Annotated in this window: 19 protein-coding genes; 9 read left to right on the top strand and 10 right to left on the bottom strand. The window is 71.9% G+C overall.

All coding sequences use genetic code 11. The features are described from left to right. The first annotated feature begins 321 nt into the window (after nucleotides 1-321). Nucleotides 322-615 carry a WXG100 family type VII secretion target gene (locus AOK08_RS16050; protein ID WP_055526244.1) on the top strand — a complete coding sequence of 98 codons (294 nt, stop codon included), beginning with the start codon at nucleotides 322-324 and terminating at the stop codon, nucleotides 613-615. Nucleotides 616-701: 86 nt separating this feature from the next. Next, a complete protein-coding gene (locus AOK08_RS16045; protein ID WP_063794061.1) occupies nucleotides 702-5,120 on the top strand; it encodes an FtsK/SpoIIIE domain-containing protein in 4,419 nt (1,472 codons plus the stop codon). 85 nt (nucleotides 5,121-5,205) lie between these two features. On the opposite strand, the gene AOK08_RS16040 is transcribed toward AOK08_RS16045, so the two are convergent. After that, nucleotides 5,206-5,823: a hypothetical protein gene (locus AOK08_RS16040; protein ID WP_055526243.1), complete on the bottom strand. Its 618-nt coding sequence runs from the start codon at nucleotides 5,821-5,823 to the stop codon at nucleotides 5,206-5,208. Continuing rightward, nucleotides 5,820-6,101, bottom strand: coding sequence for a hypothetical protein (locus tag AOK08_RS16035; protein ID WP_055526242.1), 282 nt, complete (start codon nucleotides 6,099-6,101; stop codon nucleotides 5,820-5,822). Before AOK08_RS16035 ends, AOK08_RS16040 begins: the two co-directional genes overlap by 4 nt. Nucleotides 6,102-6,280: 179 nt before the next feature. Between AOK08_RS16035 and AOK08_RS16030 the strand changes: the two genes are divergently transcribed. From AOK08_RS16030 to AOK08_RS48425, 5 genes are read left to right on the top strand one after another with little or no spacing between them, the layout of a single operon-like run. Beyond that, the gene (locus tag AOK08_RS16030; RefSeq protein WP_055526241.1) at nucleotides 6,281-6,955 is read left to right on the top strand and encodes a hypothetical protein; all 675 of its coding nucleotides are present in this window, start codon (nucleotides 6,281-6,283) and stop codon (nucleotides 6,953-6,955) included. Continuing rightward, nucleotides 6,882-7,448, top strand: coding sequence for a BTAD domain-containing putative transcriptional regulator (locus tag AOK08_RS48890; RefSeq protein WP_107100959.1), 567 nt, complete (start codon nucleotides 6,882-6,884; stop codon nucleotides 7,446-7,448). Before AOK08_RS16030 ends, AOK08_RS48890 begins: the two co-directional genes overlap by 74 nt. A 33-nt stretch (nucleotides 7,449-7,481) precedes the next feature. Continuing rightward, nucleotides 7,482-8,153 (top strand): AAA family ATPase, encoded by a 672-nt coding sequence (locus AOK08_RS16025; protein WP_055526240.1) that lies wholly within the window; start codon nucleotides 7,482-7,484, stop codon nucleotides 8,151-8,153. 18 nt (nucleotides 8,154-8,171) lie between these two features. After that, a complete protein-coding gene (locus tag AOK08_RS16020) occupies nucleotides 8,172-11,102 on the top strand; it encodes an AfsR/SARP family transcriptional regulator (protein WP_055526239.1) in 2,931 nt (976 codons plus the stop codon). Nucleotides 11,103-11,147: 45 nt separating this feature from the next. Further along, the gene (locus tag AOK08_RS48425) at nucleotides 11,148-11,282 is read left to right on the top strand and encodes a hypothetical protein (RefSeq protein ID WP_277816024.1); all 135 of its coding nucleotides are present in this window, start codon (nucleotides 11,148-11,150) and stop codon (nucleotides 11,280-11,282) included. Here AOK08_RS48425 and AOK08_RS16015 read toward each other — a convergent pair. Continuing rightward, nucleotides 11,266-12,249, bottom strand: coding sequence for an NADPH:quinone reductase (locus AOK08_RS16015; protein ID WP_055526238.1), 984 nt, complete (start codon nucleotides 12,247-12,249; stop codon nucleotides 11,266-11,268). The two genes, AOK08_RS48425 and AOK08_RS16015, sit on opposite strands and share 17 nt — an antisense overlap. Nucleotides 12,250-12,268: 19 nt before the next feature. Continuing rightward, nucleotides 12,269-12,847 carry a PadR family transcriptional regulator gene (locus AOK08_RS16010; RefSeq protein WP_055526237.1) on the bottom strand — a complete coding sequence of 193 codons (579 nt, stop codon included), beginning with the start codon at nucleotides 12,845-12,847 and terminating at the stop codon, nucleotides 12,269-12,271. A 125-nt stretch (nucleotides 12,848-12,972) separates the two neighbouring features. Here AOK08_RS16010 and AOK08_RS16005 point away from each other — a divergent pair, with 125 nt between their 5' ends. Further along, complete coding sequence (locus AOK08_RS16005; protein WP_241826965.1) at nucleotides 12,973-13,365, top strand: ester cyclase; 393 nt, start codon at nucleotides 12,973-12,975, stop codon at nucleotides 13,363-13,365. Nucleotides 13,366-13,683: 318 nt separating this feature from the next. Here the strand turns inward: AOK08_RS16005 and AOK08_RS16000 are convergent, their stop codons facing one another. The 3 genes from AOK08_RS16000 to AOK08_RS15990 form a co-directional block, all read right to left on the bottom strand. After that, nucleotides 13,684-16,482 (bottom strand): AfsR/SARP family transcriptional regulator, encoded by a 2,799-nt coding sequence (locus AOK08_RS16000; RefSeq protein ID WP_055526235.1) that lies wholly within the window; start codon nucleotides 16,480-16,482, stop codon nucleotides 13,684-13,686. A gap of 138 nt (nucleotides 16,483-16,620) precedes the next feature. Then, nucleotides 16,621-17,502: a dienelactone hydrolase family protein gene (locus AOK08_RS15995; protein ID WP_241826964.1), complete on the bottom strand. Its 882-nt coding sequence runs from the start codon at nucleotides 17,500-17,502 to the stop codon at nucleotides 16,621-16,623. A 21-nt stretch (nucleotides 17,503-17,523) separates the two neighbouring features. Further along, entirely contained in the window at nucleotides 17,524-18,186 is a 663-nt protein-coding gene (locus AOK08_RS15990) for a hypothetical protein (protein ID WP_055526233.1), read from the bottom strand. Nucleotides 18,187-18,500: 314 nt separating this feature from the next. Between AOK08_RS15990 and AOK08_RS15985 the strand changes: the two genes are divergently transcribed. Continuing rightward, nucleotides 18,501-19,244 (top strand): TetR/AcrR family transcriptional regulator, encoded by a 744-nt coding sequence (locus AOK08_RS15985; protein WP_055526232.1) that lies wholly within the window; start codon nucleotides 18,501-18,503, stop codon nucleotides 19,242-19,244. 187 nt (nucleotides 19,245-19,431) lie between these two features. Here AOK08_RS15985 and AOK08_RS15980 read toward each other — a convergent pair whose 3' ends face one another. The 3 genes from AOK08_RS15980 to AOK08_RS15970 all read right to left on the bottom strand — a co-directional run. Then, complete coding sequence (locus tag AOK08_RS15980) at nucleotides 19,432-20,688, bottom strand: PucR family transcriptional regulator (protein WP_055526231.1); 1,257 nt, start codon at nucleotides 20,686-20,688, stop codon at nucleotides 19,432-19,434. Between the two features lie 142 nt (nucleotides 20,689-20,830). Then, nucleotides 20,831-21,832 carry an alpha/beta hydrolase gene (locus tag AOK08_RS15975; protein ID WP_055526230.1) on the bottom strand — a complete coding sequence of 334 codons (1,002 nt, stop codon included), beginning with the start codon at nucleotides 21,830-21,832 and terminating at the stop codon, nucleotides 20,831-20,833. 42 nt (nucleotides 21,833-21,874) lie between these two features. After that, the coding region (locus tag AOK08_RS15970; protein ID WP_157876692.1) for a thioesterase domain-containing protein at nucleotides 21,875-22,727 on the bottom strand (853 nt) is incomplete at its 5' end.

Below are 22,727 nucleotides of genomic sequence, written 5' to 3'. Positions count from 1 at the left end.
CACCACCGCCCCTTCCTCGCCGATCGCGGAGACCCCGGCACGCCCGTTCACCGAGCCGATCACGACACAGGGCCCGGCCCCCGCGGCGAGCCCGCCCGCCAGCCCGACGACGGACGGGTTCACCACGGCCCCGTCGTCACCGATCACCGACCGGCCGGCCTCGCCCGAACCGGCGGCCGGGCCGGCCGGGCCGGAGGGTCCGGCCGCCGCCCCCCGTCCTCCCTCTCCCGGCGCATAGGGCCCGCACCGCGGACCCGGCCCGGTCAAGGTTTCCGCCCACTTCCCGGGCGGGTTGTCCACCCACGCACAAGGAGCGTTCCCATGCCCAACTTCGCCGTCGACTCGGACGAGACCGCCGCGGCCTCGGCCTCCCTCCTCAACGATTTCTCGGCACTCCAGGACAAGCTGACCGAGGTGCGCGGCCGGATCACCCAGTTGCTGTCCCAGGGCTACAGCACGCCTGCCGCGCAGCAGAAGTTCCAGCCCTTCTTCGACGAGTTCGCCAAGGGCTTCGAGCAGGTGAACCAGGGACTTCAGGGCATCAGCCAGTACGTCAAGGCCGTCGGCGACGCCTTCGCCCAGACCGACGAGCAGCTCGGCTCCAATCTGCGCTGACGTATCGCGTCGCGTGTGACGTCCCGCGCTCCCGCTTCACCCTGCTTCCCGTCGTCGCCCCCTCGTATGGAAGGACATCGATCACCGTGCGACTGAACGTCAGCGTCCGTGACCCCAAGGACGAGGGGGCGTCCATCCCTGTCGTCGTCGACACCGAGCCCTCCGCCCGTACGGGCCGGCTCGCGGCGGAACTCTCCCGCGCTGTCGGGCGAGGCGGCGACGACGGGAGGTGGGACGCCGACCACACGCCCTCCGGTGACGGCCCCACCCTCTACGCGGGAGCCGAACCCGTCGACCCGGCCCTGACCCTCCAGGCCGCGGGGATACGTGACGGCATGGACCTCGGCCTCGGCGCGCCCCCGCCCTGGGAGCCCGAGCCCGAGGGCATGACGGAACTGCGCCTGGTCTCGGGGCCCGGGGCCGGGACGGTGTTCCGGCTGATGCCGGGCGAGTACGACCTGGGCAGCGCGCCCGACTGCCGCGTTCGACTGGCGTCCTCGGTGCCCGCCTTCGCCGCCCGGGTCCAGGTCAGGGTGGACGGCACCGCGTTCGTGTCCCCCGGTGCGCGCGCGCTGCTGGACGGACGGCCGCCGGACGCCCTGGCGGAGTGGCGGGAGGGCAGTCAACTGGCCGTCGGGGACGTCCTGTTGGAACTGACCGCGCGGACGTCCGTCAAGGCTCCGCTGACCCCGGCCGAGGACGGCCTGGGTCTGGAGTTCAACCGGCCTCCCCGTTTCCTGCCCACGCCGGCCAACGCCCGTTTCCGTCTGCCGACACCACCCGTCAAACCCGACAAGCGTCCGATTCCCTTGCTGCCGATCCTGTTGCTGCCGGCCGGGAGCGCCGTCGTCGCCATCTTCGTCACCGGGCGCTGGACCTTCGTGTTCCTGGCCCTGCTGTCCCCGATCGCCGCGCTGGTCACGCAGTTCGGCGGCCGTAAGCAGGCACTCCTGAAGTATCAGGAGCAGTTCGAGGAGTACGAGAGCACGATGGGCCGGCTGCGTAAGGACATCGACAGCGCCGTACGGGAGGAGCAGCGCGCCCTCCGGGCGGCGCACCCGGATCCGGCGGCGCTGCTCCAGATGGCCGCGCAGCCCTCGGAACGGCTCTGGGAACGCCGATGGCAGGACGCCGACTTCCTCACCCTGCGGGTGGGCACCGCCGACATTCCCTCCTCCGTGAGCGTGGAGGATCCGACACGGGACGAACACCGCAGGACGACGGTGCCCGGCCTGAACCAGGTCCCGGTGACCGTGGCTCTCAGACGCGCCGGAGTGGCGGGCATCGCCGGTCCGGGCGCCGGCCGGCTCGCCGGCTGGCTGGCCGCCCAGGCCGCGAGCCTGCACAGCCCTTCAGATCTACGGATCGTCGTACTGGCCGGTCTCGACGACGAGCGTGACTGGGCGTGGACGCGCTGGCTGCCGCACTGCCGGCCGCAGGCCGAGGACACGTACGCGCTGGTGGGGTCCACCGCCGACGCCCTGGCCCGGCGTATCGGCGAACTCGGCCGGACGGTCGCGTCCCGGATCGCCGCCGGGCCCGAGCAGCGGCGGGGCGGGGTGGCCGGACTGCCGGACGTCCTGGTGATCCTGGACCAGGCCCGCCGGGCCCGCTCCCTGCCCGGTGTGGTCGCCCTGCTGCGCGACGGCCCCTCGGTGGGCGTGCACACGATCTGCGTGGACCGGGAGGAGCGACTGCTCCCCGAGGAGTGCGGGGCCGTCGTGGTACTGCCCGGCGGGGCCGACGGCGGTTCCCGGGTGCGTACCGGTGTCGGCGCGGCTCTGGAGGACGTACGCACCGACGTCCCGGACCCCGGCTGGTACGACAGGCTGGGCCGGGTTCTCGCACCGCTGCGGGGTGTGGGCGACTCCGACGAGAGCGTGCTGCCCGGCGCCGTACGGCTGCTCGACCTCCTGGGCCTGGAGACGCCGACGGCCCAGGCCGTGGCGGCCGGCTGGGCACTGTCGGGGCGCAGCACCCGCGCGGTCATGGGTACCGGCTACGACGGCGACTTCGCCGTGGACCTGGTGCGGGACGGCCCGCACGGTCTCGTCGCGGGCACCACCGGTTCGGGCAAGTCGGAACTGCTCCAGACCCTCATCGCCACTCTCGCCGTCGTCAACCGGCCGGACGAGATGACGTTCGTCCTCGTCGACTACAAGGGCGGCAGCGCGTTCGCCGAATGCGCCGAACTGCCGCACACCGTCGGCATGGTGACCGACCTGGACACGCATCTGGTCGAACGGGCACTGGTCTCGCTGGGGGCGGAGCTGCGCCGCCGGGAGGCGCTTCTGGCGAAGGCGGGGGCGAAGGACATCGAGGACTACCTCGACAAGCGGGCCCGGGGCGGGGACGTGCTGTCGCCCCTCCCCCGACTGCTGCTCGTCATCGACGAGTTCGCCTCAATGGCGCGTGAACTGCCCGACTTCATCTCGGGGTTGGTCAACATCGCGCAGCGGGGACGGTCTCTGGGCATCCATCTGATCCTGGCCACGCAGCGGCCCAGCGGGGCCGTCACCGCCGACATCCGGGCCAACACCAACCTGCGTATCGCGCTGCGCACCACGGACACCGGCGAGAGCCGGGACATCATCGACGCCCCCGAGGCGGGCGAGATCTCCTCCGCCACACCCGGGCGCGCCTATGCCCGGCTGGGCCCTTCGGCCCTGCTGCCGTTCCAGGCGGCGCGGGTGGGCGGGCGGCACCCCGGGACGGCGGTGGTGGCGGACAGCGACGTACCGGTGCGGGCCCGCAGGGTGACGTGGCAGGAGCTCGGTGGTCCGGTGGTCCGGTGGTCCGGGGCCGGGTCCGCCGGGGGTGTCTCGGCGGTCACGGATCTCTCCGTGCTGACCACGGCGATCGCCCAGGCGGCCCGCGTCACGGACGTGGCACGTCAGCCCAGCCCATGGCTGCCCGCGCTGCCGGACGTCCTGACCTGGACACCCGAGCGGTCCCCCGACCCGGTCGCCGACCGTACGGCGTCGCTGCCCGTCGTGGCCTACGGTCTGGTGGACCTGCCGGCCCAGCAGAGCCGTACCCCACTGGTCTTCGACATCGACCGCGCGGGCCATCTGCACCTCATCGGCTCCGCCCGCAGTGGCCGCTCCCAGGCGCTGCGTACGCTGTCGGCGGCGCTGGCCCAGGCGCACGGGGTGGAGGACGTGCACCTGTACGGCATCGACTGCGGCAACGGCGCGCTCAACGCGTTGACCGCGCTGCCGCACTGCGGTGCCGTCGTGGACCGTAAACAGACCGAGCGGCTCAACCGGCTGTTCGACCGGCTCGTCGCCGAACTCACCTCGCGTCAGACGCTGTTGGGGGCGCGTGGGACCGCCGACCTCGCCGAGCTGCGGAGCATGGCGACCCCGGAGGAGCGGCTGCCGCACATCGTGGTCCTGGTGGACCGGTTCGAGGTCTTCGAGCGAGAGTTCGCCACTTTCGACAACGGCAGCTTCATGGAACGCATGCTCAAGCTGCTCAGGGACGGGGCGGGCGCGGGCATTCACCTGGTGCTGGCCGGTGACCGGGTACTGGGCGGCGGCCGTTTCGCCGGTACGACCGAGGACAAGCTCGTTCTGCGGCTCAACGACCGCGCGGACTACGGCTCGGTGGGCATTCCGTCGCGGTCGGCGCCCACGGATCCGGTGCCGGGCCGGGCGCTGCGGCTTCAGGACCTGAGCGAGACGCAGATCGCCGTGCTCTCGACGGACCTGGCCGGCACGGCGCAGGCCCAGGTGCTCGTGGAGCTGGGGGCCGCTCTGACCGTGCGTGAGGCGGAGGTCCCCGACACGCGGCGCCCCGCGCGTCTGGACGTGCTGCCCGACCGTATCTCGTACGCCGACGCGGCGGCCCTACATACGACAGGGGGGCCGCTGCGTCCGCTGGTCGCGGTCGGCGGTGACACTCTCACCTCCCTCGGGCCCGACCTGGCGGACGTGCCCACGTTCGCCATCGCCGGACCGCCGCGCACCGGCCGCAGTACCGCTCTGCTGGGCGCGGCGCGCTCCGTCCTGGCGGCCGGCGGCGGTGTCATCGTCCTGGCCCCGCGCAGGTCACCGTTGCGTGAGCTCGCGGGGCGGCCGGGTGTCGTCGCCGTACTCACCGAACCGGAGGTGTCGACCGCCGAGTTCCGCGAGGCACTCGGCAGCGTCCCCCAGGACGCCGCGGTGATCGTCGTGGACGACGCGGAACTGTTCATGGGCGCCGAGATCGACCCCGACCTGGCGTTGCTGGCACGCGGCGGAGCGGGTCCCGGCTGGGGGCTGGTCGTGGCGGGCAACGCCGAATCGCTGTCCCTGAGCCTCGCCGGTTGGGTGGGGCAGGTGAAGCGGAACAGGTCCGGCATGCTGCTCTCGCCGCAGAGTCTGAGCGACGGCGACGTGGTGGGCGTCCGCCTCACCCGTGGCCTCGTCGGAGGTGCTCCGCAGGCCGGACGCGGGCTGCTCCATCTGGGAGACGGCACACTGACCGCGGTGCAGGTTCCGCTGGCGCGTCCCGAGGACTGACGCGGACGGCGGGGGCGGAGGTGTGTGGAGGGCGGGACCCGTCGGGCGGCCGCCCTCCACACACCCCCGCCCCCCGGGACCCGCCTCACACGGCTGCCGTCTCCTCCACGGACCGCACGTAGCGGAACGTATGGGTGATGGCGTCGAAGAGGTCGTACACGTCTGTCCTCAAAGGCAGGTTGGGACTGGTGCAGGTCACCAGCAGGTAGTTCCTCGGCGTCGCGGGAACCGGGATCACCGTGTGCATGGTGAGCACCCTCATCCTGACGTCGGCGGTCAACGGAACCTCCTCCACGGCAGTCACCCGTGCCACCGTCCCCACCTCGGGGATCTCGACAGCGGTGACGACACGGTTCGACAGGGCCTTCCCCTTCGCGGCGGACCCGCCCAGCTGGGCGGACAGAGTGGCCAGGTTCAGTTCCCGCCCCGTCGGCGCGGTCACGGCGAAGACCATGACGTTGGCCATGAAGACGCCGTCGTCGAAGAGCGTGACCGTACCGGCTCCGTAGAGCGCGCCGTGGCTCCGTGCGGCGCGCACCAGCTCGCGGCCCTGCCGGAACATGTCGTTGACGGTCGCCTTCTGCCTGGGATCGTCCGTCCGCGCCAGCGCGGCGGCGCGCATCGCGGTCAGGGACTCCCCGCTGAGGTCGGCGTCCGGCCAGGACTCGGGCACCTGGAGGACGAAGCGGTCCGGGGCGCTCATCGGGGTGTCCCGAGGTTGGCGGCGGCGTCGTTGTCCGTCCGGGTGAACTGCTGGACCATGTCGTCCGCGCCGTCCCGGATGACCTTCGCCTGCCGCTGGATCTGGATGCGTCCGTCGCTCCACCGGTTCTCGAAGTTGCGCGCCGCGTCGACGAGCGGGCGGCCCAGCGCACGGTCGAAGTCGATGTCGGCACTGTCGATGTCGATGTTGTCCATGACGAATCCGAGGGTCCGACGGACCTCCTCGAGTTCTGTGCCCGGTATCTCGATCCTGGCCATCGCAGTCCTTCCGCCGGTCCGGTCGCATGCTCTGCCTCGACGAGAACACGATGTGGAGCCCCGAAGGGTTCGGCGAAGACAGGCGACGCCGCGTGAAGCCCCCTGTAGAGCCCTGTGGAGCCGTGTGGAGCCCTGTGGAGCCGTGTGAACCTTTCGGCCGTCCGTCTCGTGATGGCCATGTGATTCTCAACAGCGCTACGACACACGGCCCGCTCACCCGGACCGCACTCACCACTCTCGTCCTGTGCGGGCTGTCGCTGGCCGCCGCGTGCGGCAGAACCGTCTCGGTGGGCGGTTCCCCGGACGCGCCCGCGTCCACCGCGTCGTCCGCGTCCGCCCCGTCCGCCGATTCCGGACAGCAGACCTCGCAGCCCCCGGCCACCGGCAACACCGCGCTGCGGGTCGTGGACAGCGCCGCCGCGGACAACGGCCTCCAGGGCACCGGCGGTACGGTCACCGGTCGCCAGGTGCAGGAGGCGCCGCCGAAGTGGGTGCAACTGTCGGCGGTACGGTCGCCCGCCCTCGGCACCCATCTGATCAACATCAACCAGGCGACCCTGTACCGGTTCGACAAGGACACCGCCGAGCCGTCCAGGTCGGCCTGCGTCGGCGAGTGCGCCACCACCTGGCCGCCGGTGACGATCGTGGAGGGCGGCAACGTCTACCTGGCCGGTGTGGACGAGAAACAGGTGGGCGCGATCCGCCGGGACGACGGATCGGTGCAGCTGACGATCGGCGGGTGGCCCGTCTACCGTTACTCGGGAGACATCGAGGCAGGGGATGCCAACGGCCAAGGGCTCGGCGGGACCTGGTTCGCGGCCGGTCCGACGGGCCAGAAATCCGTGCCGCAGTAGACGGGCATCCAACGGAACTCCCCGTGACATCGTCGCGCCGGCCGACGAACCGCCCCTGTCGGACACCGATCCGTCGCCGCTCTCGATCCTCGCCCACGCCCAGCCCCGTCGACTGCGGCGGACGTGTGCGCCCGACTGGCACAGCTCACGCCGACCGTTGCCGCCGCCGGGGAAGCGACGCGGCTGGCCCGGGAGAGCGGACCGGATCGCCGACCGCCACGCCCTGGACCCGTCCTTGCGGGCCAAGTTGATGCTGGTTCCGACGGCCGCCGGGAACCGCGCGGGGGCGTTCGCCGTGTACGACGGCATCTCGGCCCGGCTCCACGACGGCCTGGGGACCGGTCCGGGCCCCCATCGCGCTCCGCGCTCCGGGACATCGTCGCGCCGTGCGTCGGACCGGTCGTTCCGCTCGCCTTGGCACAGACGCAGACGCCAGGCCAGGCCAAGGCGGAAAGCGGACCCTGGAGCGGTGGTCCGTCACGACGTAGACTGACGAAAAAGATCACCGGTTCGAGAATCGAGCGCAGTGCCAGTCATCGGACGGGATGCCGGGACCGCCGCTGTCACGGCCGTCATGGACCGTGCACGCGACGGCGTCGGCGGGGCACTCCTGATCACGGGCGAGCCCGGCATCGGCAAGACCGCCCGCCTGGAACACCCGTTCACCGGACGTCCCGCCGCGGGCTTCCGCGTCCGGACCACCACGGCCGGCGAACACAACGCCCACCTGCCCTTCGCCGGCCTGAGCCGGCTGCCAGCCCCCGTCCGCTCCCACGGCACCGCGCCGCCGCCCGCTCAACTGGCGACCCTCACCGGGGCAGTCGAGGCCGAGAGCCGGCCTGTCGACGCCGGGAACCGGGACGCCGACGCCGGGAACCGGGACGCCGATCCGTTCCTGGTGGCCCTGGCGACCCTCGATCTTCTCGCGGAGGTGGCCGCCCAGCGCCCCGTACCGCTGGTCGTGGAGGACCCGCACCGGCTGGACGCGGCCGGTGCCGCCGTTCCGGCCTTCGTGGCGCGCGGGCTCACCTCGGATCCGATCCCCCTGACGGCGGCGGATGACCCCACCGACCGGGAGACCGGCGAGAAGCTCTGCCTCTCCCACCGGACGGTCGGCGACTGCCTCCACCGCGTCTTACCCAAGCTGGGCGTCACCTCCCGCACCGCCTTGGCACAACTGCTGCGGCCGGCCGGCTGAGCGATCGATTTCACCACGATGACTGGAGACGACGCCCTGACCGTCCCGCCCGCGCCCGAGGTGCGCTTCGCCGTGCTCGGCCCCGTACGGGTGTGGCGGGGCGGCACCGAACTGCGCACCGGGCCCCCGCAACAGCGGGCCATGCTCGCCGTCCTGCTGGCGAGCGCGGGGCAGACGGTGCCGCTGCCCACCCTGATCGCCCTGCTGTGGGGCGGCACCGAACCCGCCAGCGCGACGAACGTCGTACGCCGTTACGCCGGCTCGCTGCGCCGGATGATCGAACCGGCCCTCCCCCGTATGGCTCCGGGACAGTGGCTGGTGGGCGGGGGCGGCGGCTACCGGATCGAGGTGGACGCGGACTCGCTCGACCTGCTGCGTTTCCGCGAGCTGTACACGCGCGCCCGTGAAGCCCGCGACGCGGGGCGGGCCGGGGACTCGGTACGCCGGTACGCGGAGGCTCTCGCCCTGTGGCGGGGCCCGGTGGCGGCCGGCGTCAGCGCCGAGGTCCGGGGGCATCCGCTCTTCACCCAGCTCGACAACGAGCGGCTGGCACTCGCCGTGGAGGCGGCGGACCTCGCGCTGCGCCACAAAGACGCGGACCTCGTGCTCGCTCCCCTGCGGATGCTGGCGGACCAGCACCGGTTCGACGAACAGCTGCACGCCAAGCTCCTGCTCGCCCTGGCCGCGTCCGGACGACAGGCCGAAGCCGTCGACGTCTTCCACCGCCTGCGCGACCGTCTCCGGACGGAACTGGGCGTCAGCCCCTCCCCGTTGCTGAGCGAAGCGCACCAACAGGTGCTGGCCGGAGCCCCGCCCACGCCTCCAGCACCCGAACCGGCACCGGAACCGGCACAGGAACCGGCCGAGATCGAACAGCAGTTGCACCAGCCGTATCACCAGATGTACGGCTCCCCTCTCCCCCGCCCCGCTCAACTGCCCGCCGCTCCGGCGCATTTCGTCGGGCGGGAGGCCGAGGTCGACAGCCTGCTGGCACAACTGGACGCCGGCGAACGCACCGCTCCCGCCTCCCCCGCGATGGTCATCAGTGCGATCGGCGGCATGGCCGGTGTCGGCAAGACCACCCTCGCCGTCCACCTCGCGTACCGCGTGGCCGACCGGTATCCCGACGGTCAGCTCTACGTCAATCTCCGCGGCTTCGACCTCAACGGATCGGCCATGACCCCCGCCGAGGCGATCCGCGGCTTCCTGGCGAGTCTGGGGGTCTCCCCTCAGCGGATCCCCGACGGGCTCGACGCCCAGGCCGCCCTGTACCGGAGCTTCCTGGCGGACCGGCGCATGCTCGTGCTGCTCGACAACGCCCGTGACACGGAGCAGGTCCGGCCGCTGCTTCCCGGGTCCGCGGGCTGTCTGGTCCTCATCACCAGCCGGAACCAACTGAGCAGTCTGGTCGCGGCGCACGGCGCCCACCCGCTGGAACTCGACGTGATGTCCGCCGGGAGCGCCCGCGAGAGCCTCGTCCGGCGGCTCGGGGCCGACCGGGTCGACGCCGAACCCGAGGCGACCGAGACGATCATCGCCCTGTGCGGCAGGCTCCCGCTGGCCCTCTCCGTCATCACGGCACGTGCGCTGATGAACCCCCGCCTGCCGCTCAGCGCGACGGCCGGCCAACTGCTGGAGGCGAAGGGCAGCCTGGACGCCTTCCAGGGCGCGGACCGGTTCACCGACGTACGAGCGGTGTTCGGCTGGTCGTACCGCACGCTCCCGGACGACACCGCCCGGCTCTTCCGCCTGCTGTCGCTGCACCCGGGAGCGACGTTCGACATCGATTCCGCCGCCGCCCTGGCCGGACTCACCGTACGCGCGACCCGTCCGCTGCTGGCCGAGCTCGTACGAGCACATCTCGTCGGCGTGGAGGCGCGGGGCCGCCACCGTCTGCACGACCTGCTGCGCGCCTACGGACGGGAGGCCGCCGAGTCGCACGACACCGCCGAGGACAGGGACTCGGCGCACGGCCGGCTGTACCGGCACTACGCTCGGACGGCCCACGCGGCCCTGAGGCTGCTCGACCCGACCCACCTCGTCACCGTCCCCGCCGGGGTCCCGGCGGCTGCCGCCGAGCCGTCCAGCGTGGAAGCGTCGGTGGAATGGTTCCAGCAGGAACGCCTCACGTTGACGGCGGTCGTGCGCCAGGCCGTCCAGGACGACCGGCCGCACGACGCCTGGCGGCTCATCCATCTGCTCGAATCGATGTACAAGCGGGTGGGCCCCTGGCACGACTGGGTGGACCTCCAGCACACCGCGCTGGCCGCCGCCCGGCAGTCGGGCGAGGCGCTCGGCCTGGCCCACGCGCACGCGGGACTGGGACGCGCGTACTCCCTGCTGCGCCGGTACGAGTCGGCGGAGGAGCACGCGAGCCACGCCCTTTCGCTGTTCGAATCCCTCGGCGACCGGATGGGGCAGGCACACTGCCTGCGGATACTCGGCTGGCTGATGGAGCGCACCGGACGTGACGTCCTGGCGATCGAGCACACGCGGCGCGCGCTCGACCTCTACCGCGAGGCCGGTCACCTCAGCGCGCAGGCCACCTCCCTCAACGCGCTCGCCTGGTTCCAGGCGTCGTCGGGAGCCTACGAGGACGCGGTCACCAGCGCCGTGCGGTCGCTGCTGGTCTACCGGCGGATACCCGAGGAAGGGGACCGGGGGCATGCGCACACCTGGGACACACTGGCGTTCGCCCACCATCGCCTCGGCAACCTCCGCCGGGCCCGCCTCTGTTACGAGCGCGCGATCCGCATTCTGCGGGCGAACGGAGACCGCTACAACGAGGCCGGCAGCCTCACCCGCCTCGGCGACACGCTCGCCGAGGCGGGCGCCACCGAGGACGCCCGCGCGCGCTGGCGTCAGGCACTCGACATCCTCACCCGGATGGATCCCGCCTGGGCGGCCGAGATCCGGGAGAAGCTCTCCGCCACCGCGAACGCTCCCTAGACAGCCCTTTCAGGAGAACATCCGGCAGGAGAACATCCGGGCCGTGTGTCAGGCCTTGAGGAGATCGGCACCCGGACCTGGCCAGACCGGGCCACTGCCCGCGCCGAGGTCTTCAACTTCATCGACGGCAGGCAGTTGAGCAGGGCGGTGTTCCGGGTCCGCGCTATTGGGGGATGGTGAGCAGGATGCGGCCGTGGCCACCGCCGGCGTCGACGCGGTCGTGGGCCTTGGCGATGTCGTCCAGCGGGTGACGGTCGCCGACGGCGACGGTAAGGGCGCCGACGGCGGCTGCGGAGGTGAGGTCGCGGGCGGCCTGGCGCTTGGCCTCGGCGGGGAAGTCGTCGCTGCCGAGCAGCCGCAGGGTGACGTTGTTGAACAGCAGCGGCCAGAAGGGGATCTCGGTGCGGTCCGCGCGGGTGGCGTAGGCGGCGATGACGGCGTTGTCGGCGGCGACGGCGTTGTCGAGATCGGCGTTGTCGGACAGCGCGACCTCGATGATCCGGTCGACGCCCCGCGGCGCGTACGAGCGGATGGCCGCGGCGGGGTCGCCGGTATCCAGGGCGACGGCGTGGGAGACGACGGCCGCGTCGACGCGGTTGAGGTCCGCGGTTCGGCGGACGGTCGCGATCACAGTCGCGCCGGCCCAGTGGGCGAGCTGGGCGGCCAGGGAGCCGACGCCGCCGAGAACTCCGTGGACCAGGACCAGTTGGCCGTCGACCGGGCCGTCGGCGAAGACGGTGCGGTGGGCGGTGATGCCGGGGATGCCGAGGCTCGCCCCCAGCTCGTCATCGAGGTGGTCGGGCAGGGGGGCGGCCTGGTGGTCGGGTACGACGGTGTACTGGGCGGCTGTGCCGAAGGGGCGGTAGGACTGGGCGCCGTATACCCAGACCCGTTGTCCGACGCGGTGGGCGTCGACTTGGGCGCCCACCGCGTCGATGACTCCGGCGGCGTCGCTGTGCGGGATCACCCGCGGGAAGGGCATGGACGAGCCGAGCCAGCCGCGCCGTTTCTTGGTGTCGCCGGGGTTGACGCCCGAGACGGTGACGCGGACGCGGACCTCGCCGGGGCCGGGGACGGGATCAGGGAGTTCACCGACGTGCAGGACATCGGCGGCGGGGCCCTGGTCGTCGTACCAGGATGCAAGCATGGGGGTACCTCCGTGGCAGTCAGCTCGTGGGAGCGGCGGGCGCGTGCGGATCGCCGTCGGTGCGTGCGGTGTCGAATGCGGGCGCCTTCTCCCCGAGGGCCTCGCGCAGCCAGGTCCGTTCGGCGCGGCTGGTGGCGCGGGCGGTGAGCAGCATGCCCCGCCGGTAGGGGTCGGCGATCTGCTCGGCACGCAGGGGCCGCTCGTTGTCGTAGAAGAAGCTCGCCGGTTCTTCCAGGAACTCCAGCCGTCTGCGCAGCACCGCGTGCTGTTCGGCCACGTCGGGCAGGTGGGAGAGGAAGGCCAGGACGACGTAGAACCGGGTGAAGTCGGTGATCTCGTGGTCGGCGGGCTTGCGCAGGCGCTGAAGCATGTCGGCCCGTCCGGCCGCGGTCGGGCTGAGCACGTACCGGGCCGCCCCCGCGGCCGGGTCGGCGCGCCGCTCGATCAAGCCCGCCCTGGTCAGGCGATTGATCGCCGGATACAGGCTGCCGTCACTGACCGGCCGCGTATAGCCGGTCAGTTGTGAGACGCGGCGGCGCAGCTCGTGTCCGGGCAGGGGTCCCTCGGCGAGGAAGCCGAGTATCGCGAGTTCCAGCATGAGTCCATCTTCGCACGCGAACATCGAATCGATGTGAACATCGATTCGATGTTACGCTCGCGGCACCCGCTCAAACGTCTCCGGAGAGGCACAGCAAGATGCCATCGCAGTCCACCGAGTCAGTGATGAACCGCTTCGTCGAGTTCATCAACACGGGCAACGAGGATCTCGCCCGCGAGGTCATTTCTCCGGACGCGGTGTTCCACGCGCCAAGCCACCCGGAACCCCTGCGGGGGCCCGATGGGTACCTGGAAGTCATCGGGATGATGCGCGGCGCCTTCCCCGACGTCCGGTGGACGCTGGAGGAGACGGTCACCGAAGGCGACACCGTGGCCGCGCGGTTCACCATGCGGGGAACCCACGACGGTGAGTTCTTCGGGATCCCGGCGAGCGGCAACAAGATCTCGGTGCAGGCCATGAACTTCTACTACCTGGCCGACGGCCGGATCGTCGGCGAACGGGGCCAGCCCGATCTCCTCGGGGTGATGCAGCAGATCGGTGCCGTGCCGGCGCCGTGAACCTCGTAGCGCCGGGTGAGCCTTCTGCCGCGCGGGATTGCCGCTGCCGGGAGGGGGCCGTACGGCGCGGTGGCAGAGGGCGAAGGCCCGCACCGGAGCGCGGGCGTCCGCCGCGGGTTCACGTCGAATACCGACAGTCCACCAGTGGGGCTGCCCGCTCCCCCAGTCCTTGTAGTGGATCTCGACGCAGTCCGATGTGGTGATCGTGGGCATGGCCTTGGTTCCTTTCGGCTCGGCGGTTCGGTGAACGTAGCCGGGGCGAGGCGACCAAAAGGTGCCGACGTACGGCAGGCCGCCGCCTGCCGCCCTCGGGGTACGTCAGCCGGCCAGGCGCTGCCGGACCGCCGCCGCGTCCGGGTGGCCCAGGCGTTCGAGGATCCGCAGGGCCTGCCGCCACGATCCGTCGGCATCGGCGGGGGCTCCCGCGGCCTGCTGGCTGTCGCCGATGTGGACCAGGGTGTCCGCTTCGAGGTAGGCGTCGTGCAGGTGGCGGTAGAGCGTCAGGGCCTGGCGGTAGCAGTCGATGGCCTGTTCGTGGTCCGACAGGTGATGGTGGGCGTAGCCGAGGCTGTCCCAGGCGGCGGCCTCGCCGTTCGGATTGCCGAGCTGCCGGTGGAGGTCGATCGCCCGATGGCATTCCACGAGGGCCCGGGAGTGGTCGCCGCGCAGGATGTGGGTCCACCCGACCTCGTTGTGCACCTGGGCCTGCCCGGTCAGGTTGCCCGAGTCCGCGTACAGGGTGTGGGCCAGGCCGTAGTGGATCAGAGCGTCCTCGTGCCGGCCGTCCCTGTTCGCCTGGAAGGCGAGGTAGCGCTGGGTCCTGGCCTCGCCCGCCGGGTCGGCCACCGCCCGGAACAGGTCAAGGGCGGTGGTCAGGTGTTCCGTGGCCGCGTCGGGGTCGCCGAGGCGGCCGTGGACGAAGCCCAGGGCGCGGTGGGCGTGGGCACGGCCTGTCTGATCCCCGGCTCGCTCCGCCGCGTCGAGCGCCGCCGTCTGGAGGGCGAGCTGTTCCTGCCAGCGGCCGAGCCGGTCGAGGTGCAGTTCCACCGTGGCGGCCAACTGCCAGCACCGCGACGGCAGATGTGTGCGGGCGGGCCCGTGGGCGACCGCGGCGAGGATGACGGCCCGCTCCGACTCCAGCCAGTTCGCCGCCTGTTCGCGGGTGCGGAACCCGACCACGACAGCGCCGTCGACGGGGTCGGGGAGGGCCGGCTGTTCGCCCTGCGGTGCGAGTAAGGCGCTCGCGTGCCGCGCGCTGTGCAGCAGATGGTCGAGCAGCCGCCGCAGGGCGAGAATCTGATCGTCCTGGGAATCGTGGGCCTGGAGCAGGTCGCCCGCGTAGGCGCGCAGCAGGTCGTGGCACCCGAACCGGCCGGCGAGGCGTTCGGTGAGCAGATGTGCGCCGGCCAGTTCGGACAGCGCGGAGCGTGTCTCGGGCCGGGGCAGACCGAGCAGGCTCGACGCCGCGTCGAGCGACACCTCGGGCCCGGGGTGCAGGGCCAGCAGGCGGAAGAGCAGCGCGGCCGGCGGGGTGAGCGCCCGGTACGACCAGGAGAAGACCGTTCGCAGGTCGGTGGACGGATCTCCGGCCGACAGCGTGGCGAGGCGCTCGCCGTCCTCCGTCAGTTCGGAGGCGAGGACACCGAGATCACCGTGGGGGTTCATGGACATACGGGCGCTGACGACCGCCAGGGCCAGCGGCAGGCCCGCGCACGCGCGGACGATGTCCCTGACCGCGTCGGGCTGTTCGGTGAGCCGTCGCGTACCGAGGCGGCGGGCCAGCAGCTCCTGGGAAGCGGCTTCGTCCAGCACGTCGAGGGCGACGGGATGCGCGCCCTCGGCCACCAGGCCGGACAGGAAGGTGCGGCTGGTGACGATGACGAGGCAGCCGCCCGCGCCCGGCAGCAGCGGCCGGACCTGTTCGGGGTCCCTGGCGTTGTCCAGCACGACCAGTACACGCTTGCCCGCCAACAGGCTCCGGTAGAGCGACGCCTGGGCGTCGACGGTCAGCGGTATGTGTTCGGACGCGACTCCCAGCGCGTCGAGGAAGCCGCGCAGGATCTGGGCCGGAGCGGCCGTCGCCCCGCCCGGGTCGAAGCCGCGCAGGTCGGCGAAGAGCTGCCCGTCGGGGTAGCGCGGGGCGACCTCGTGCGCCCAGTGGAGGGCCAGCGTGGTCTTGCCCACTCCCGCCATGCCCCCGATGGCACTGATGACGACGGGCCGGCCCGGCAGTCCGTCGGCGGACAGCAGGCTGCGCGCCAGGGCCAGTTCGGTGTGCCGTCCGCTGAAGACGCCCAGGTCCGGGGGGAGTTGTGCGGGTCTCGTCGTAGGAGTGATGCCGTCGCCCGCCGCGGTCGGGGAAGGAATCGAGGCAGGAGCTGTCGCGTCCGAGCGCGTACGCAGCCGTGCTCCGGCTTCCGCCAGTTCGGGACCGGGCTCAAGTCCGAGGTCCTCGTCGAGCCGTCGGCGTACGTCCTCGTAGCTCCGTCGCGCTTCCCGTGTGTGCCCGGTGCGGGCCAGGGCCGTGACGAGGCGTGCGTGCAACGTCTCGTCCAGCGGGTGTGCGTGGGCCGCGCGCCGCAGCGGCATGAGTACGCGCTCCAGGTGGACGTCACCGGCGCCCATGGCGGCGTCGACGGCTTCCTTCACCGTGTCCGGGTACTCGCGTTCGACCCGCGCGATCAGTGGATGGGCACGCATCGCTGTCGGCAGCCCGCCGGCGATCGGCCCGTGCCAGAGGTCGAGGGCCGCCAGCAGTTGCCTCGTGCCCGCGATGTCGTCGCCCGTCCGCCGACTCTGTGCGGCGTCGGCCCGCAGTGCGCGGAACCGCAGGAGATCCAGCTCCCCGGTGTCGAGGTGGAGCCGGTATCCGCCGGACGCCCGCACCAGAACGGGACCCAGCGCCTTGCGCAGGGTCCCGATGTGCCGGTGTACGACGTTCATCGCGCTGTCCGGGGCGTTGTCCCCCCACAGGACCTCGACGATCTCGTCGGCCGGAACGGGCTGGTCCACCTGGGTCAGCAGGAGCGCCAGCAGGGCCTTCCTCCTGGGTGGGCCGAGTTCGAGTTCCGTCCCGTCACGCCATGCCCTGAGCGGGCCGAGAACCGTCACACGCACAAGCCCGGAGTTTACGAGGTTCCGGTTCCCGCGTGGGCCGGGCGCGGTGAGCCGGTGCCGGGTGCGGGACATGGCAGGGCGCGGGTGGCCGGTTGGGCCCCCGCGCCTACCACGCGCCTACCAGGCTTCGAGGTCGGGTCAGACCGGGCAGGTGATCTTGAAGTCGACCGTGGTGGGGTCGTTCGGAGCCGGGCAGAGGAACTGGTTGTAGCGGGTGTCGCTGTCCACGAAGCGCTTGAGCCAGGCGATGCTGTACTTCGCGATCGTGGTGGTGGGCTTGGCGAAGGTGAAGTGGTCGGCGCCCTTCAGGTTGATGAACGCCTTGTTGGGGGCGACGATCGCGTTGTAGTAGGGCAGGGACATGCTGGAGACGGGGGCCACGGTGTCGCCGTCGGCGCCGAAGATCATGGTGGGCACCTTGATCTGGGCACCGACGTTCTTGACGTTCCAGGGCGCCAGCGGGATCGCCGCCTTGAGGGCCGGCCTGTTCGCCGCGCTCTCCAGCGTGCCGCCGCCACCCATCGACCAGCCGATCAGGGCCGACCGGGTGGGGTCGATCCTGTTCTTCACCGCGCTCTGGGTCGTCAGGTAGTCGAGCGCTGCCAGCAGTTGGCTGCCGCGGTCGCCCGGCGGGTCCCACGGCGCGTTGCTGTCGAGGGTCAGCACCACGAAGCCCTGCGAGGCCAGCCGGGGCCCGTACCAGGCGATCTGCGACTGGGAGGCGAAGAAGCCCGGCATGACGACGACGGAGCCGAAGGTGCCCTGGCTGGTGTCGGTGGGGTAGTAGATGGTGCCGTTGTTGAAGCCCGGACCGCTGCCCGACGGCACGTTGACCGTCGCGGTGGCGAACGGACCGGTGACGGCGGTGATGCTTGCCTCGGTCGGGTACGGGCCGCGTTCGTAGGAGGCGGCGGCACTGACCTGAGTGGGGGCGGCACCGGCCTGGGCGGGGGCGCCGATGGCGATCGAGGCGACGATCGCGAGGGTCGCCATGACAGCTCGGGGGCGGAGCAGTTTCACGGGAGTCCTCTCAGGGGGGTGTCAGTTGGTGTAGACGGCGGGGGAGCCGCTGACACTGCTGTCGACCACGGGGGCGTACGTGGCCGAGAAGTAGCCCTTGTTGTTGCACAGGAAGGAGCCGGACGACTTGGTGAACTCCTGGTTGGTGAAGGTCAGGCTGGTGTCGCTGTTGTTGCTCACCGCGGAGAGGCTGGGCGCCCGGTAGACGCAGGTGACTGAGCCCAGCAGGGTGGAGAGCACGACGGTGGTCTGGATCGCGCTGCCCGCGGACGGGGTCACCTTGACGGTGCCGTCGGAGGACGCGGAGGTGTTGTAGGGCAGGCCGTTGACCGTGAGGCTCTGGACGCCGGTGACGCCGAAGACGTTGCTGGTGCAGCCGCCGAAGGTCTGGGAGGTCGCGGACTCGGTGGCGGTGCCGGGGGCGGCGGGGTTCGACGTCACCGTGGCGGAGAGCGCCGAGGCGGAGCAGGTGATGCCCGAGTTGCCGCCCAGGCTGGTCTTCATGGTGGCCGAGGTGCCGCTCGCCAGCGACGAGGTGAGCACGTCGCCGACGGAGATCGCGCTGCCGCCGGCGCTGCCGTAGGTGAGCACGGCGCTGTCCGCCGAGGCGGTGGTGGCGGGGAGGAGGGCCAGGGCCGACAGGGCGGCGGTGGCGGCGACGGCGGAGGCGGTGTATCTGCGCATGATGAGGTCCTCTGGTTCTTCCGGTTCGGGCGCGGCTGGTGAAGGCGGGTCGCCGGTCCCCGGCTCGGGGTGAAGACGGCGGTCCGCGGGGGTGGTTCCCGGACTGCGGGAACCACCCGTCCGATGCGCGTCGCTGACCTGACATCAGAGACGCGCGCACACTTGCTGACGGGCCTTGCAGGTGCGTGAGACTGTCGGTTTCGGCGGCTCACCGACGGCAGTCCACGCAATAAGAAGAAAACCTGTGAGAGTTGTAAACCTGACGGGTATTCAAGTCAATACACTGCGCGCAAGTTCTCTGGGAGGGATGTGGAATGGCAACAGATCCGTCGCAGACGCACGAGCTGGTGCTGCCCGGTACGCGAAAGGCACGTGACCCGGAGCGCTCGCTGAAGCGGGGACCACGCCGGGTCCCGCCCGAGGTGGTCGCCGCCAACCAGCGCGACAGGCTGCTCGACGGCTTCGTCCGCACCATCGGCCAGGTCGGCTACGCCCATACCCGGGTCAGCGACATCTGCCAGGCCGCGGGTGTGACCAGGCCGGTCTTCTACGAGCTCTTCAAGGGCAAGGAGGACGCCTTTCTCGCCGCCCACCACTACGGCACGACCATGGTCTTCAGCGCCATGGAGGAGGCCCACGCCCGGACCTCCGACTGGCCGGGCGCGGTGCGCGCCGGGCTCGGCGCGCTGCTGAACCTGCTCGCCGGGGCACCGGCGTTCGCGGCCATGGCCATCGTGGAGGTCGACGCGGTCGGCCCCGCCGGATGGGCGGCACGCGAGGCGCTGCTGACCCGTTTCCGGGACTTCTTCACCGACGCGCCCGAGGACGGACTCCCCGTCCCCACGGCGGAGTTGGTCGACATCGTGGTCGGCGGGGTGTACTCCGCGATACACCGGCGGATCGCCGCCGGCCGGACCGCCGAGCTGCCCGGTCTGCTGCCCGGTCTCGTCTTCTCCGTGCTGGCCCCCTTCCTCGGCCCGGAACGCGCCGCCGCCTGCCTCGCCGACCCGGCACCCGCCGCCGGCCCCCTGCCGGACTGTCTGGCGCCGGGGGCCTGACGGCGCGGACACCGTGGCGGGCGATGCCGTCGGCGCACCGGAGCGACCGCACGGCGATTGGACTGCCCTCAGAAACTAGGCGGTCGCGCGACACCTGTGTTAGTCACCGGAATGACAAGTGCCGTCCCGGTTTTCGACAACGGATGAGCATGGTGGTGACCGGTGCGCCGGGAGGCGCGGGGAGAGGTCAGCCGCCGGTGGAGCGCAGCGAGGAGACCGACGGGCGGACGGGTTCCGCCGCCGGCCCGGTGTTCTCGCGGGACGCCTCGGAGGCCGCGCCGGCCCGCAGGGCGAGTTCCAGCTCGAAGCGGGTCTCCGAGTCCCGCAGGGAGTCACCGAACAGTTTCTCCAGCTGGCGCATCCGGTAGCGCACCGTCTGCGGATGCAGGTGCAGCCGCAGGGCGGTGCCCCCGACGCTGCTCTCGCTCTGAAGCCAGGCGAGCAGTGTCTCCGCCAGCCTGCCTCGCTGCGGCGCCGGGATCCCGGCCAGCGGCGCGAGAACCCGGTAGGACAGGGCCCGGACCAGCGCCTCGTCCGAGTAGAGGATCAGCGTCGAGAGGTGGTCGGCGCACCGGACCACGCCCTCGCCGGGCAGGACACCGCGCTGCATGAGCGACAGGGCACGGGCCGCCCAGCGCAGCGAGTCCGCGATCTGGGCGAGCGGGACCGTCGGTCCGAGCGCGGCCGGCCGGCCCCGCAGCGCGGGGGCGAGAGCGCGCCCGTGCGAGGGCCCGGTCGTGTCCGGGTCCGGGATGACCAGCCGGGGCGGGCCGGCGGCCAGGTCGGCCAGGACTCCGGCGGGCAGTAACTGCCGTTCGTCCTCCTCCCGTCCACTCCCGCCCACGGCGATGACGGCGACCCGCCGGGGCACCGTCCAGCGCGCGGCGCGGGCCAGTTCCTCGACGGTCTCCGCCGAGGCGGGCAGGTCGGCGAAGAGCAGGTCCAGCAGCCGCTTGCGGCGCCGTTGCAGCTCACCGCTGGTGCGCAGGCGGGCCTCGGTGTGGCCCTCGGTGGCCGCCTGCATGATCTCGTGCATATGGGTGAAGGCCGCGTCCGCGAGCGCGGCCACCTCGCCCGGGTCGAGGGCGAGTTCGTCGGCGGCCTTCATCATGCGCCGCCAAGCGGCCCGCCCGCCGAGCCGGAGCGCGGCCTGCAGCACTTCCAGGCCGCGCCCTTCACCGGACTCGCCGCGCCCGATCTCCTGGTAGGTGTGGACGACGTGTTCCAGGTCCCGCTGCTGGCCCGTGTCGGCGATACGGTCCACGAAGAGGGTCAGGGCCTGGGTGACTCCGGCCTTGATCGTCCGCACGTACGTGTCGTCGGCCGGCCGCGCGTACTCGGGTACCTGAAGCTGCACCTCGCGCTCGACCTCGCCGGCGATCTCGTCGAGCTGCGGGCGCAGGAACTCTGCCAGTCGCCGGGGGACAACTGCGAAGGGATCCATGCTGTTTGCTCCTACCGTCGGTCAGGCGGTACGACCGACGACGATATCCCTCCGCTTAACTCTCGTGCCCTGTACGGGAGTTACAAGATGGGTTCAAGGCGTTGTCAGTGCGCGACAAAGCACGGAGGCCCACCTGCACGCGTCAGGCCGGCAGCCCGAGCGCCCTCGCGAGGAGCGGCCAGGAGTTGGTGAACTCCCGCTGCCAGTCGGCCCATCCGTGCCCGCCACCCGGATAGATGTGCTGGGTGACCGGGATGCCCAGCTGGCCGAGCGTGGTCAAGAAGTTCTGTGTGGAGGACGTCACCAGGCTCTCCAGGACCCCGGGCACCACGGAGCCGCTGTTGCCCGCGATGATCTGCAGCAGGGCGATGATGGAACCGATCCCGCCGTTGAGACTGCCGGTGCCGACCGAGGCGTAGAGCGCCGTGCCGCGCAGACCGTTCGCGCGTGCCACGGGGTTGAAGTCCTGCCAGATGGCGGCGTCGGTCGTCGAGGAGCCCCACAGCGTCATGGGGTCGAGGTTCTCCCGGCGCACGATCGCGTCGACGATCTGCGGCATGTTCGGCACGGTGGTGGCGAGTATTCCGCTGTACGACGCGGCTGCCACGAACCTTCCCGGATTGCGGGCGGCGTGCGCCATGGCGCCGTACCCGCCGGTCGAGACCCCGGCCACTGCCTGGACGGTGGAGGCCCGGTAGGAGGCGCGCAGGACCGCCGGGACCTCCTGGAGCTGGAATGCCTCGTAGTTGGGGCCGGTCTTCCAGCGCGTGGGAATGCCGGTGGGCCCGCCGTCCGGCATGGCCACGATCAGGTCCTTGTTGGCGGTGAACGCCTCGATGTTGGTCTCGCGGGTCCACGAGTTGTAGTCGTCGTGCGCGCCGTGCAGCAGGTTGAGCACCGGCCAGGTGCGGCCCGGCTGGGCGGCGTAGGCGGTCGGCAGGATGATCCGGACGGGCGCGGTGCGGCCCAGCGCGGCCGAGGGGATGCTCAGGTCGAAGGTGCGGGGGCCCAGTTGCGTGACGGTGACGCCGGCGGCCGAGGCTCTCCCGGGTCCGATGAGCACGCCCGCGACACCGAGGGCGGCGGCCTTGGCGAGCGTGCGGCGGGACAGGCCGGGGCGGGGAACGGACGGGTGGTCGGACATGACGTGCGGCTCCTTGTGAGGTGATGTGGGTGAGCGGGGTGTTCAGCCGAACGCGCGGTTCAGGTGATCGGCGATGACCTGGTTGTGCGGCGGGTCGAGAATTGACAGGTGGTGTCCCGGGACGCGGACGATCTCCAGGTCCGGGCAGAGTTCGTCCCAGCCGAGGGCGTCGTCCTCACGCTCGTACGCCCGGTCGCGCACGGTGTGCGGGGCGGGTTCGGTGGCGCGGTAGAGGATCACCCGGCCGTCGTACGAACCGGGGGTGTGCGCCTCGCCGGTCCGCAGGTCCAGGTAGGAGGTGCGCTGGTGTTCCAGCGCGGCGGGCGGGATGTCGGCGACCGCGCTCAGCGCCTCCACCACCAGGCCGATACGGCCCCGGTCGTCGAGCCGGGCGAGTCGGTCGTACGGAAGGTCCAGCCGGGCGCCGTAGGCCTTCGCCACGTACTCGGTGAACCCCTCGAAGTGCTCGCGGGCCACGTCCCACGCGGTCTGGCCGGGCGGGCGCACCGGGCGTACGGAGTCGATGAGGACCACCGCGTCGGGGGGCACGAACTCGGCGGCGAGCAGCCGGGCGGTCTCCTGGGCCACGAACCCGCCGTACGACCAGCCGCCGATCCGGTAGCGGCCGTCGGGCCACGCCTTGCGGATCGCCTCGGCGCACAGCCGCGCCCTCTCGGCGACGGTGTCCATCTCCTCGACCCGGTCCACCCCGTACACCGGCAGCCCGGGGGCCAGCAGTCCGGCGAGCGGCCGGTAGACGTCCGGGGTGCCGCCCGCCGCGTGGACCAGGATCAGCGGCGGCAGGTCGCCCTCCGGCTTCAGGGCGCGCAGCGGGTACGGCATGGACATGGGCGTGGGGACGGGCATGTCCACCGGGCGACGGGCGACCGGGGGC

The sequence above is a fragment of the Streptomyces graminilatus genome (genome assembly GCF_001418565.1).
GTDB classification, from domain to species: Bacteria; Actinomycetota; Actinomycetes; order Streptomycetales; family Streptomycetaceae; genus Streptomyces; species Streptomyces graminilatus.
The sequence above is the reverse complement of the archived record's forward strand: the minus strand, read 5'-3'. Positions and strand labels throughout refer to the sequence as shown.